The following is a 13,013-nucleotide window of genomic DNA, read 5'->3' on the forward strand; positions in this document are numbered from 1 at the left end:
GGAAGGCGGCGCTTGCGAAAGCGAGCGCTGCCGGCCCGAAACCGACGTCGTTACAGAAACGGCACCCTTTGCGGGGTGCCGTTTTTTTTTGAGGAATTACGTCATCGCGATAACGGCCACGTTGAAGGGGCACGTGCAGGATGCGAAGGGCGCGATCCCGTCGGCATCGCGCCCGCGCCTTAACCGTTTCCGGATCAGAACCCGAAGTGCCCCTGCACGTAGACCATGCGCGGTGCGCCGACCATGCGTCCCGCGTTGCCGTCCACGTTACGCGCGTAGTAGCGCTTGTCGAATATGTTGTTCAAACCCACGGTGACGTCGGCATTCTTGTAACCGGGGAGCTTGTACATCGTTTGCAGGTTCCACACGCGAAAGCCCGGCACCTTGCCGTTGCTGCCATCGGCCGATTCCACCGCGGTATTCGCCAGATCCGAGTACTGCGAGCTTTGGTGCGTGGTCGAGACATTGAACGTCCACTGACCGATCTCGTACCGAGCGCCGAGCGTGTCGGTGACGCGCGAGTAGAACGGCACATCGAGACCGGCGGTCGCGCCCGACTTCTGGATCGCACGCGTGTAGGTGAAGTTCGCATACACGTTCAGCCCGCGAAGCACGCTGTCGCGATCGAACGTGTAGTCGACGGCAGTTTCGATACCGTCGTGATTCGTCGCACCAATGTTCTGGAAGACAGGCGGGTTCGTGCCGGACACTTGCAGAATCTGATTGTCGAACCGCATATGGAAGGCGGTCAGCTCCGCCTTCCAGCGCTTATCCGTCCAGCGTGTACCGATTTCATACGTGCGCGCCAGTTCCGGCACCAGCGGGTTGGTGGCCGACATCGAGTTCAACTGTGAATTCTGCACCGGTCCGAACGACGTGCTGTAGTCGGCGAATACCGTCCACGCATCGTTCACCAGATACGACAGGTTCACCGACGGAAGCGGCTTGTTGTTGTCCGTTCGATAGGTTGCGCCCGACGCGTTGTCGACGCGCTGCGAGCGGATCGCTTCGTAGCGCACGCCCGGCGTGAAGCGCCAGTTGCCCCACGCCATGCGATCGTCGATATAGAACGCGCTCGCGTTGGTGAAGTTGTTGAACGTCTGAGTGGCCGAGTTGCGGCCAGTGGCAAGGGTCGTGGTCCAGTTATTGTCGTCGCCGCGCTCGTGCACGTAACGGTAGCCGACAGTCACGTCGTGTGCGGTCGGGCCGAAGAAAAGACGCTGCGTGAAGCGTGGCTCGATGCCGAACGTCTGATAGTTGCGTGGTTGGTGCGTGGTCTGAGTGTAAGTCGAGTTGACCAGCGTGCTCTGGCGGTAGCTCTCGTTGTAGAACGTGCGAACCTCGAATTCCTGCGTCTCGGACAAGGTGTTCAGATACCCGAAATCGAGGCCGGTGCGGTTGCCGCTCCAGTAGTCGTTCGGACGCGTGTTCTGGAATGGGTCGGCGTTGTATTGCGCGACGCTCAGGCCGCCGGGCGTCTTCGACTTCACGTCGTAGTACGAGACCTTGCCGTACACCTGCTGGTTCGGTGTGATGTCGTAGCGCCACTTCAGCGCTAGGTCGTTCACGCGTTCGTCGCTACCCTTGCGCCAGTCGCGTCCGACCATGCCCGAATACAGTAGCGCGAGCCCCAGGCCGTTGTCCATCTGCGTGCCGAGGAACACGCCGTACTGCGTGTTCGCGCCTCCCCCCGTGGTGTAGATGTTCTCTCGCACCGTGGCATCTGCGGTGAGGCCTGGCGTGTTGGGAATCGAACGGGTCTTGAAGTTGATCACCCCGCCTACGTTTTGCGGCCCATAGCGCACGGCGCCGCCGCTGCGCACCACGTCGATGCTCTCGATGTTGAACAGACTCACCGGGGCGAACGACAACTGCGGCTGGCCATAAGGGGCCACCGCCATGGGAACGCCGTCGAGCAGCACGGTCGAACGCGGCGTGAATCGGCCGGATAGACCGCGTACCCCGATGTTCAGCGAAATGGCGCTGCCGGCGGTGCCCGAGTTGTCCGTGGCTTGCACCCCCGGAATGCGGCGCATGACGTCGCCGATGCTCGTCGCACCGGATTCCTCTATCTGCTGCTTCTTCACGACGGTGCGCGCGCCGGGAAACGTTTTCGCGCTGTTGTCGAGTCCGGTGCCGAGCCAGTCGCCCGAGACATTGACCGCGCCGAGTTCGACGTCGGCCTTGGCTTCTGCGGCTGGGTTGGCCGGTGTCGTCTGCTGCGCATGGGCGATGCCGAGCGTTGCCATAAGCAACGCAGCGGCACAGACGGTGGCGCGGGGGCGACGAGCCGGGGAGGTGAGGCGATCGACTTGAATGGGACTGGCGGCGCTAACCGTGCTCGCGGCGTCGGCGGCCACGTGCATACGGCGACTTACGGACATCTTCATCTTGGCTGACCTTCGTAACTGCGAGAGTGTGGCGAGCGCTAGCCGCCGGCAAAATCGGAGACAGCGGCGTTCGTATCGTTACGCGTAACGCGTCGTAATAAAGCGTCGCAGATTATAAATGCAAATCACTCTCATTTCTAATTTGTCTTCCTGAGTCTCGAGCGCCAATGGTCGGCGGAGGCAGGGACGGAAGACGAAAGTGACGAGAAATGCCGAGGTTGCCGGCAGAAGTCGGTCAATGGCGTTGTGAAGCCTGGAGAAAGGCTGAAAGGCGGGCTTCGCCGGACGGGGTTCAACGCACGGTTGAAGATGCGGCGGTCTGGCGCCAGCGGGGGCATTCCGCGCGGACGGGACGCATCAGGCGCCGCACGATTATCCAGTTTTACTTATGAATCGCCCAAAATCGATTGATTGTCGGTGGTGCGGGCGACCGTAAGAATAGCGGCTATCGACCGACAAAACACGCCGCCTGCGCCGGGCGGTGCCATGGAGACAACGCGATGCCGACGCTCGATGCCTCGACTCATCAGGCCCTTGCCCGCGAGCTGCACGATGCCGAGCGCAGCCGCACGCCTGTCATGCAGTTTTCCCGCCGCTATCCCGACATGACGATCGCCGACAGCTACGCGATTTCGCAAGCGTGGCTGGCATTGAAGTACGCGCAAGGCCGTCGCATGATCGGGCACAAGATCGGGCTGACGTCGCGCGCCATGCAGGTTGCCGCGCAGATCGCCGAACCCGATCACGGCACGCTGCTCGACGACATGCTCGTGGCCGACGGCGCGACGCTCGAGGCCTCGCGCTTCATCGTGCCGCGGCTCGAAGTGGAGTTGGCATTCATTCTGGCCAAGCCGCTCAAGGGACCGGGTGTCACGCTGTTCGACGTGCTCGACGCCACCGCATGGGTGACGCCGGCACTCGAATTGATCGACGGCCGCATCGAGCTGTTCGACCGCGACACGAAAGCGCCGCGCAAGGTCTTCGACACGATTGCCGACAACGCGGCCAACGCGGCGGTGATTCTTGGCGGGCGTCCCGTGAAGCCGGACGCCATCGACCTGCGCTGGACAGGTGCACTGCTCTATCGCAACGGCGTGATTGAAGAGTCGGGCCTGAGTGCGGCCGTACTCAACCATCCCGGCAACGGCATTGCGTGGCTCGCCAACAAGCTGGGGGCATTCGACGAAGGGTTGCAGGCCGGCGAAATCGTACTGGCGGGGTCGTTTACGCGGCCCGTGGCCTGTGCAGCGGGCGACGTCTTCCACGCAGACTACGGCCCGCTCGGCGCCATCGGTGTGCGCTTCGTCTAACCTTGTGCGAGGGCGCGCGCCGCGCCTGTCCTTCCGTATCTCACTGGAGCCGATGTCATGAAAACACCCCCGAATCTCTTCAAGCAGGCACTCGCGCGCGGCGAGCGTCAGATCGGTCTGTGGCTGGGACTGGCGACACCGTACGCTGCCGAATTGTGCGCGGACAGCGGCTTCGACTGGCTGGCGATCGACGGCGAGCACGCGCCGAACGACTTGCGCACGATGCTGGCGACATTACAGGCGGTGGCGCCGTACCCGACGCATCCCATCGTGCGGTTGCCCCACGGCGATGCCGTGTTGATCAAACAGGTGCTCGAAATCGGTGCGACGACGCTGCTCGTGCCGATGGTCGAGTCTGCCGCGATGGCTCAGGCCCTTGTCAGCGCCACGCGCTATCCGCCGCAGGGCATACGCGGCGTAGGCAGCGGATTGGCGCGCTCCTCGCGGTGGAATCGCTACGACGACTATCTGCATGCCGCGAACGATACGACCTGTCTGCTTGTGCAAGTGGAGACGGCCAATGCGCTGGCGCAGGTCGACGACATTGCCGCCGTCGAAGGCGTCGACGGCGTGTTCATCGGTCCGGCCGATCTCGCCGCGTCGATGGGCTATCTCGGTCAGGCAGCGCATCCCGAGGTGCGCAAGGCCATCGACGATGGCATCGCGCGTATTCGCCGCGCGGGCAAAGCCGCCGGCATCCTGTGTGCCGACGAGACGCTTGCCCGCCATTACCTCGACCAGGGCGTGACTTTCATCGCGGTAGGCATCGACACTGCGTTGCTCGCGAGCGCGAGCCGTTCGCTGGCCGCGAAGTTCGTCCCCGGCAAAGACGCGACGCGCTGAGGACGCGCCGTGGGCTTCACGTCGTCCCTCACCCTTTCGCAAGAGACATGGCATGAGTGCTACCCGCTTTGACGTCACCGGCGTATCGGTATCGCCCGACCACTATATCGACGGTCGCCGCGTGGCGTCCGACGATACCTTCGAGTGCTTCTCGCCCATCGACCAGACCCGGCTTGGCGACATCGCCGGTGGCAGTCTGGCGCATGTCGATGCGGCGGTGACGTCGGCAGCACTGGCGTTTCCCTCGTGGGCGGCGCTGGGAGCGGCGGGGCGTCAGCCGTATCTTCAGCGCTTTGCCGAGGCGATCGGGCGTCGCGCCGACGCTTTCGCCACGTTGGAGAGTGCCGACGCGGGTGTGCTGCGCTCGCGTATGGCACACGGCGTGGTGCCGCGGGCGATGCAGAACCTCACATGGTTCGCCGAGCATGCATTGACGTTGCAAGACCGCGTGATCGAGACGCCGCAGGCGCGCCACCTCGTGCGTCACGACCCGGCAGGGGCGGTTGCGGTGATCACACCATGGAATTCGCCGCTGATGCTTGCGACATGGAAGATCGGTCCGGCGCTCGCATCTGGCAACACGGTGGTATTGAAGGCCCCGGAGTGGGCGCCACTCACTTCCTCGCTGCTCGCCGACTGCGCGCACGAAGCGGGCTTGCCGCCAGGCGTGTTCAATCTGTTGCAGGGCTCGGGGGCAGTGACTGGGGCGGCGCTCGTGAGCGACGCACGGCTCGCCCGTATCTCGTTCACGGGATCGGTGGCAACGGCCAAGTGGATAGCGAAGACGGCGGCGGCCAACCTCGTGCCTTGCAGTCTGGAACTGGGCGGCAAGTCGGCCTTCATCGTGCTGGCGGATGCCGATCTCGACGCCGCCGCCGCAACCGCCGCATTGATGTATCGCAACGCGGGACAGGTGTGCCTGGCGGGCACCCGTTTGCTGGTGCATGCCGGCGTGGCGACGCTGTTTACCGAAAAGCTGCGAGCGCAGCTTGAGCGTCTGGTGGTGGGCGATCCGCGCGACGGGGCTACCGAGATCGGTCCGATCATTCACATGCGCCAACTGGAGCGCGTGCAGAGCTTCGTCGAACGTGCTGTCGCAGGGGGCGCGCGTGTGCTCTGGGGCGGCACGCGGCATCCGTTCGGCGCGCAGTATTTCGCGCCGACGCTGCTTACCGATTTGCGCCAGCGCGACGAGATCGTGCAGCAGGAGGTCTTCGGTCCCGTGCTCACCCTGCAAACGTTCGCAAACGACGACGAAGTCGTCGATATGGCCAATGGCACCGACTACGGGCTGGGCGGCGTGTGTTATGGCGACGAGGCGCGTGCCATTGCCGTGGCGGAGCGCGTTCGCACCGGCTTCATCTGGATCAACAGTTTCGGCATTCGCGATCTTGCCGCGCCGTTCGGCGGCATCAAACGCTCGGGCATCGGACGCGAAGGCGGCGACTGGAGTTTCGAATTCTTCTGCGACGTCAAGGATGTCGTCGTACCCCGGCAACCGTTTAAGGCGAGCTTCAGCCATCGCTGATGCGCCGCGCACAGCGACATAACGACATCACAACGAGAGGAGAGGAGCGCAACATGGGACAGATCGTCGGCGCGGCACTGGTGTCGCATCACCCCGGCCTGATGCAGTGCGAGGAGTTTCGCGTATTGCAGGGCGCGGGAGCGGATTCGGACCTGATTCCCGGCTATGCGCGGGTGCGTGAGCACATCGTGGCGGCGCGCCCGGACGTCATCGTGATTTTCGACTCGCACTGGTTCACCACGGGCTATCACCTGATCGATGGCGGTGCGCACTACTCGGGCAGGTACATCTCCGACGAGATGCCGTGGTATCTGCACGGTGTGCCGTACGACTATCGCGGGCATCCGGAGCTGGCGCTGGGCATCGACGCCGTCGCGCGCGAGCGTGGCGTGCGCGCCCGCGCGGTGCAGCATCCCGATTTGCCGCGCCATTATCCGACGATCAACGTCATCAAGCAGATGCGGCTCGACGGGTGGCCGATCGTCACCGTGAGTTCGTGCCAGAACTGCGAGACGCCGCATTTCCTGGAGTCGGGCGAAGTGATCGGCGAGGCGATTCGCCGCAGTCACCTACGCGTGGTGATGCTGGCGTCGGGGGCGTTGAGTCACAAGTTCAACGGTATCGACTGGAAGCCGAATCATCCGCGCATTTTCCACGAGAGCAATGTGTCGCGTCCGGAGAATATCGCGAGCGACAAGCGGGCGATCGAGGCGTTTCGAGAGGGGCGTCACGACCGGATTCTGGCCGATTGGGACGACGACTACCGCACGCGGCCGTGGGAAGCGCACGGAGCGCACTATTTGCAGATGGTAGGGGCGTTGGGCGGCGCGGCGTGCCGTAACGCGGGCACGGTGTTGTCCGAGTACGAGAACGCGCGCGGCACCGGCAACGTGCATATCTGGTTCGACACCCTCTGACAAGGCGAGACCATGGACTTCCAATTTCCGTTGCGCGAATTGCCTGCCGTAATGCGCGGCCCGCGTGTCGAACGCCGTCGTATCCTGCTCGGCGGCAGCGCGTTCTGGGGCACGATCGTCGAGGAAGGGGCAGAGCGCGGACTGCTGCGGCTTGATGACGGGCGCACCGTCGATCCGCAGACGGTGGCGCACCTGCCGCCGGTCGAGCCGTCGAAAATTGTCGCGGTGCATATCTCCTATCGCTCGCGTAGCATGGAGACGCGCAACAAGCCGCAGCCGACGGACACCCCGACGTACTTCACGAAGCCGCCGACCTCGTTGAACGGGCACGGTGGTCAGATCCTCAAACCAGCGGACTGCCGCTATCTGAACTACGAGGGCGAGTACGCCGTGGTGATCGGGCGTACGTGCCGGAATGTGCTGCCGGATGAGGCGTGGGATTACGTCGAAGGCTTCTGCCCGGCGCTGGATATGGGACTGCAAGACTTTCGCGACACGGATCAGGGTTCGATGCTGCGCGTGAAGGGCGCCGATACGCTGTTGCCCATCGGCCCCGGCATCGTGCGCGGCGTGAATCTGTTCGCGCAGACATTGCGCACGTATCGCAATGGGCGCGTTGTGCAGGAAGCGGATATCGGCGACGAGACGATCTGGGGTCCGCACTACGTGATCGCGGACCTTGCACGGCACATCACGCTGGTGCCGGGCGATGTGATCCTGATGGGTACGCCCTGTCATTCGCGCTCTGTGGACGCCGGCGATCTCGTGGAGTGCGAGATCACGGAACTCGGACGGCTTTCCGGCATGGTCGTGCGTATCGACGCACCGCGTGCGGCGGCGTTAGGAGTGGGGCATGCGCCGGGCGACAGCCCTGAAGTGCGCCGGGTGGCGCTGGGCTTTGATGAACGGGTGCCGGAGCGATTCAAGGAAAACTATCGACTCGCGGCACATCGACAGGAGTGAAGGCATGAAGGTGACGATCATTGGCGCGGGTGCCATCGGTGGTTTGCTCGGTTTGAAGCTCGCGGCAACGGGCGAGGCGCAGGTTAGTGCGCTGGCGCGCGGCGCGACGCTGGCGGCGCTGCGTGAGCACGGCTGGCGAGTGAAGCAGGGTGAGACGCTGGCAGTGGCGCCGGTCGCGGCGGTGTATCCGCTGGAAGAGGCGGCGAAGCTGGGCGTTCAGGATCTGGTCGTGATTGCGGTGAAGGGGCCGGCGCTCGCGCAGGTGGCTGCGTGCGTCGCGCCGTTGCTCGGGCCGCAGACGCTGGTGTTGCCCGCGATGAACGGCGTGCCTTGGTGGTTTTGCAAAGGCGTGACGCCTTTTGGCGACGAGACGTTGACGAGCGTCGATCCGCAAGGGGCGATTGGCGCGGCGATTCCGCAGGCGAACGTGATCGGTTGTGTGGTGCATGCGAGTGCGGCGACACCGGCGCCGGGATTGGTCGATCACAAGATGGGGCGAGGCCTCATCATCGGCGAGCCGGGCGGCGGAACGAGCGAGCGTGTGCAACGGCTTGCGGCACTGCTCACGCGTGCGGGTTTCGACGTGACGGCGTCGGAGAACGTGCGTCTCGACATCTGGTACAAGCTGTGGGGCAATCTGACGATGAATCCGGTCTCGGCGATCACGGGGGCGACCATCGATCGGTTGCTGGACGATCCGCTCGTGCGGGCGTTTTGCTCGGCGGCGATGCGCGAGGCGGCGGCGATCGGCGCAAAGATCGGTTGCGCGATCGAGCAGTCGCCCGAAGACCGGCATGAGGTGACGGCCAAGCTGGGCGCGGTCAAGACATCGATGCTGCAGGACGTGCAAGCGCAGCGTCCTATCGAACTCGACGCGTTGGTCGGCGCGGTGCGAGAGATCGGCCAGCGCGTAGCCGTTCCCACGCCCAACATCGACGCCTTGCTCGGCCTGACGCGGCTCTTCGGGCGGGTGCATGGGTTGTATCCACAATAAGCCGGTCGTCTGGCGAAGCAAAAAAGCACCTCGGTGCCCTTTTTGACGATCCGCGGGGCAGCGGCTCGATATCCGCCGGCACCGCAGATTCGGCGTTGCATACGGCCTGCATGACCGGCAGGCGCTCGTCGTCGAAATCAATGCGGATCGACAGGTTGACCTTGTGCTGACACGGGGCGTGTGAATTTCAACAATCGATTGTGGGCGACGCCCCTTCACGGAACAATCAATCGATTTTGGTCTATTCGTCAGCAAAACTTGATAATCGACACGTCATGCCCCTGACCCGCGTTACGCTCCGCCAGTTCGAAGCCTTGGTGGCCATCGCCGAATTGCATAGTTTTGCGGAGGCCGGCAACCGGCTGGGGCTCACGTCGTCCGCCGTGAGCCAACTCGTCGCCGAACTCGAATCGGTGCTCGGCTTTCGCATCTTCGATCGCACCACCCGGCGAGTGGCGTTGTCCAGCGCGGGGCGCGATTTCCTCGCCTCGGCCGAATCGGTGCTGCGCCATGTGCAGGCTGCCGAGAAGACCGCCGACGATCTGCGCAACCGCGCAGCCGGCATCGTGCGCGTGGGGGCGCCGCTCGTGCTCGCCAGCATGGCGCTGCCTGCGGCGATTCGCGCTTACGCCGACACGCGGCCCAAGGTCGTGGTGCGCGTGGTCGACACGCCGGTGGATATGCTCATCGATCATGTCGCCAACGGCGATCTCGATCTGGCCATCGGTCCCAACCGTGCCACCGGCGCGCATGTCGCAGGAGCACCCGCGTTCGACAGTCCCTGGGTGTTGTGGTGCACGCCCGATCACCCGCTTGCACGCCGGCGCCGCGTGCGTTGGGCAGACTTGCGCGACACGCCGCTCGTAGCCGCCGGACGCGATCATGAACGCAGCGTGGCGCAAATGCGCTTGTCCGCGCCGCCCGACGCGCGCATCACACCTATCGATGTCGTCGATAACGTCACGACGGCACTCGGTGTCGCGGCGCAAGGGCTGGCCGCGACGCTGACACCCGGCTATGTGGCCGCGCTCGCGCATCCGTTCGGTTTGGTGATGCGGCGTGTCGTGGCGCCCGAGACGATTCGTCAGGTGTGTGTCTATCGTCCGCTGTCTCGCGCCGCCTCGCCGGCGGCGGAAGGCTTTGCGCAGTTCTTGCTGGAATGGCTGCCGCAGTGGAACGAGCGAATCATGGCGGTGCCTCAGGAATGAACCGGATGCAACGGCGCGCGCAATGTCGGGACGGTGACTGCGGTATCCACCGGTTTCAACGCTTCGCGCGATGGCTTCGCGCAGAGGGTGGCGCAGCATCGGGAGGGACAAGCGTGTGGCGTTACACTGATCGTTCGCCGCGCAAACGGGCGCGGGAATGGCTTTCGACTCCGGCCACAGCGTTCGAGGAGACCCCGTATGACAACCGATTTCGTGCATCCCGCCACTGTCACGTCATGGCGCAGCCCGGTGGATTTCAACGCCACACTGACGCGCGTGATCGATGCGCTCAAGCAACACGGCATGACGATCTTCGCGGACATCGATCAGCGTGCGGCGGCCGCGTCCGCCGGACTGGAACTACGACCGACACGCCTGCTGCTCTTCGGCAACCCGAAGGGCGGCACCCCGGTGATGGCCGCCAATCCGCATGCCGGGCTGGAGTTGCCGCTCAAGGTAATGGTGTGGGCGGCGTCCGCCGACGAGGTGCGGGTGGATTTTCTGAATCCCGGGCCGTCATTGAGTGCCCTGTATGGCATCGGCTCTGCGCAGGCGGCGGGATTTGGCGGCGTGGCGAAGCTGCTCGACGCCGCACTCGCGGGGTGAATGCGCGACTCGGGTTCGGCCGTCGAAACCGTGCGACGCGTGATGCGGGCGAGGTGTTGAGGACTGGCGGCGCAAGGTGACGATGTGCGCTTGCTCACTGCCCGCACAGCCTTGTACGGCGGGCTTTGCCGCGTGCTGTGCGGCAGCGCAAAAGTGCCTATACTGATCCGGCCTCACTGCGCGCGGCCGGCGCTGTCTGCGGCGCCCCGTTTCTGCGGGCGTCCGGACACTGCCCGGCGCAGGCATCCCCCCTTTCTTTGATGGAGTAACTTCCGTGTCGAACAGTCAATGGATTCGTGTCGAAACCGTGGACGGCGCCTTCGATGCCTATCTGGCTTTGCCGCCGTCGGGTAAGACGGCGAATGCCCCGGGCATCGTGCTGGTGCAGGAAATCTTCGGCGTGAACGAACACATTCGCGGCGTTGCCGATCAATACGCGATGGACGGCTACGTGGTGCTCGCGCCGGACATCTTCTGGCGCGCCGCCCCGCGCGTGGAATTGGGCTATTCGGGCGATGACCTGGCCCGGGCGATGGAACTGCGCCAGTCGGTCGACGTCGAGAAGGCCGTGAAAGACATCGAAGCCACGGCCAAGGTGCTTCGCGCCAAGATCGACGGCCATGCGAAGGTCGCCGTTGTCGGCTATTGCTTTGGCGGTCTGCTGTCGTACCTGAGCGCGGCACGCGGGCTGGTCGACGCCGCCGTGCCGTATTACGGCGGCGGCATTCACAACTATCTAGGCGAGGCGGCCAAGCTGAACGTGCCGGTGCAGTTCCACTATGGCGCATTGGACAGTCACATCACGCCGGATATCGTGAGCGCCGTGAGCGATGCCGTGAAGTCGCGTCCGAACACCGAAGTGTTCGTGTACCCAGAGGCCGATCACGGCTTCAACTGCTGGGCACGTGGTTCGTATCATCAGCCGTCGGCGGCGTTGGCTCACGGCCGCGCGCTGGAGTTCCTCGCGAAGTGGCTGACGAAGTAAGTCTTGACGTCGTGCGGTAGAACGGCAAGAAGCCCGCTTCGGCGGGCTTCGTCGTTTCCGGGCACGGCATTGGGGATCTCGCGAACCGGCCGGCTGCACAGCGGTTCGGTAAAAAAGCCCGTCGCAGGAGCGACGGGCAAAGTCCTGTGCGTTGAACCACTACGCACAGCGACAGGAGTCTTGGGTCGGGAAGACCGGAGATCACGCTATGCGTCGGCGGATGCCGGCGCGTCGTTATGCGCAGAACAACGCGCCGCGGCCGCCTCTAATGAGAGGCGCGCGGTGCGGCGAGTTACATTACGAACCGAAGTAGGTCATGCCGGCGCGTTGCTGGCCGCCAACCGAACCCATCGTGACCGGAGCGCTGGCCGATACCGGCTGTGCCTTGGGAGCGGTCTTCGGGTACACGGTGTCGTGTTGAACCAAGAGACCGGCCTGTTGCGTCTGAATCAGTTCCTGACGCACCTGAGCGCGGCTCAGAACGCTGGTTTGCGGCACCCACGAGAATTCCGAGGGACCTTCGAAGGCGTCGCTGGCGAAAGCCGAACCGGCCGAGACGGCCAGCGTTGCACAAACCAGAGCAGAGGTAATAAGGGGGCGTTGCATGATGTTCTTCTCCTGTCTTTTGAAAGGGGCGATGTTGATTTCATCGTCGACAGTAGAAGTCTATTGGTGCTGGCCCTGTGGATAAAGACGACTTAAGACAAGCAATTCTTGCTGATAAAGAAATAATTCATCGACACCCCAGGAGACGCCGATGCTCTATTTGTGGATCAAGGCTGTGCATCTGATTGCGGTGATTACGTTGATTGCCGGGATGGTGACGATGGCGCTGGGCGGGCGTCTCGTGCAGCCGGAATGGAGGCGCCTCGCGCGGCGCGCGGACTATGGGCTGGCGTCGCCCGCGTTGATCGTGGTGTGGCTAACGGGCCCCACGCTGGCGATCATGGCGAATTGGTGGAGCGCACCGTGGCTGATGGCCAAGCTGGTTCTGGTGCTGGTCATCTCGGGGCTGCACGGCCGCCTGTCTGCCACACTCCGTCGGCTCGAGCGCGACGGTGCCACGACACCGCCCGCACTTTTTCAGCGTGCGCTGCCCGTGACACTGGTCTCGATGGCGGTGATCGTGGCGTTGGTGATCGTCAAGCCGTTCTGAACGGTACGCAACGAGCAACGACGCGCCAAGGGATTCAGCTTGGTGGGCGGGCGCGGCCGGTGTTACGCTGGAGACATCGCCAAAAACGACCCAAAAATTACGCCTTTGACAGG

Annotated in this window: 12 protein-coding genes; 10 read left to right on the plus strand and 2 right to left on the minus strand. The window is 64.1% G+C overall.

The genetic code is table 11. The annotated features are described in order from the left end of the window. Positions 1-194 precede the first annotated feature (194 nt). The gene (locus tag C266_RS21480; RefSeq protein ID WP_081636374.1) at positions 195-2,390 is read right to left on the minus strand and encodes a TonB-dependent siderophore receptor; all 2,196 of its coding nucleotides are present in this window, start codon (positions 2,388-2,390) and stop codon (positions 195-197) included. Between the two features lie 500 nt (positions 2,391-2,890). Here C266_RS21480 and hpaH point away from each other — a divergent pair, with 500 nt between their 5' ends. The 9 genes from hpaH (at position 2,891) to C266_RS21525 (ending at position 11,744) form a co-directional block, all read left to right on the plus strand. Then, complete coding sequence (gene hpaH, locus C266_RS21485; protein ID WP_010804157.1) at positions 2,891-3,700, plus strand: 2-oxo-hept-4-ene-1,7-dioate hydratase; 810 nt, start codon at positions 2,891-2,893, stop codon at positions 3,698-3,700. Between the two features lie 57 nt (positions 3,701-3,757). After that, complete coding sequence (gene hpaI / locus C266_RS21490) at positions 3,758-4,543, plus strand: 4-hydroxy-2-oxoheptanedioate aldolase (protein ID WP_010804156.1); 786 nt, start codon at positions 3,758-3,760, stop codon at positions 4,541-4,543. A gap of 52 nt (positions 4,544-4,595) precedes the next feature. Beyond that, complete coding sequence (locus tag C266_RS21495; protein ID WP_010804155.1) at positions 4,596-6,071, plus strand: aldehyde dehydrogenase family protein; 1,476 nt, start codon at positions 4,596-4,598, stop codon at positions 6,069-6,071. A gap of 53 nt (positions 6,072-6,124) precedes the next feature. Then, positions 6,125-6,988, plus strand: a complete 864-nt coding sequence (locus C266_RS21500) for an extradiol ring-cleavage dioxygenase class III protein subunit B (RefSeq protein ID WP_010804154.1) — start codon at positions 6,125-6,127, stop codon at positions 6,986-6,988. 12 nt (positions 6,989-7,000) lie between these two features. After that, the gene (locus C266_RS21505) at positions 7,001-7,951 is read left to right on the plus strand and encodes a fumarylacetoacetate hydrolase family protein (protein ID WP_010804153.1); all 951 of its coding nucleotides are present in this window, start codon (positions 7,001-7,003) and stop codon (positions 7,949-7,951) included. 4 nt (positions 7,952-7,955) lie between these two features. Then, positions 7,956-8,945 (plus strand): 2-dehydropantoate 2-reductase, encoded by a 990-nt coding sequence (locus C266_RS21510; RefSeq protein WP_010804152.1) that lies wholly within the window; start codon positions 7,956-7,958, stop codon positions 8,943-8,945. Positions 8,946-9,220: 275 nt separating this feature from the next. Next, a complete protein-coding gene (locus C266_RS21515; protein ID WP_010804151.1) occupies positions 9,221-10,153 on the plus strand; it encodes a LysR family transcriptional regulator in 933 nt (310 codons plus the stop codon). 198 nt (positions 10,154-10,351) lie between these two features. Next, the gene (locus tag C266_RS21520; RefSeq protein WP_010804150.1) at positions 10,352-10,759 is read left to right on the plus strand and encodes a DUF302 domain-containing protein; all 408 of its coding nucleotides are present in this window, start codon (positions 10,352-10,354) and stop codon (positions 10,757-10,759) included. Positions 10,760-11,033: 274 nt separating this feature from the next. Further along, the gene (locus tag C266_RS21525) at positions 11,034-11,744 is read left to right on the plus strand and encodes a dienelactone hydrolase family protein (protein WP_010804149.1); all 711 of its coding nucleotides are present in this window, start codon (positions 11,034-11,036) and stop codon (positions 11,742-11,744) included. A 297-nt stretch (positions 11,745-12,041) separates the two neighbouring features. Here the strand turns inward: C266_RS21525 and C266_RS21530 are convergent, their stop codons facing one another. Continuing rightward, on the minus strand, positions 12,042-12,350 hold the full coding sequence (locus C266_RS21530; RefSeq protein WP_010804148.1) for a DUF4148 domain-containing protein: 309 nt from the start codon (positions 12,348-12,350) through the stop codon (positions 12,042-12,044). A 151-nt stretch (positions 12,351-12,501) separates the two neighbouring features. Between C266_RS21530 and C266_RS21535 the strand changes: the two genes are divergently transcribed. Next, the gene (locus tag C266_RS21535; RefSeq protein ID WP_010804147.1) at positions 12,502-12,900 is read left to right on the plus strand and encodes a CopD family protein; all 399 of its coding nucleotides are present in this window, start codon (positions 12,502-12,504) and stop codon (positions 12,898-12,900) included. Positions 12,901-13,013 lie beyond the last annotated feature (113 nt).

It is taken from the genome of Pandoraea sp. SD6-2, assembly GCF_000389825.1.
In the GTDB taxonomy this organism is placed as follows: domain Bacteria; phylum Pseudomonadota; class Gammaproteobacteria; order Burkholderiales; family Burkholderiaceae; genus Pandoraea; species Pandoraea communis.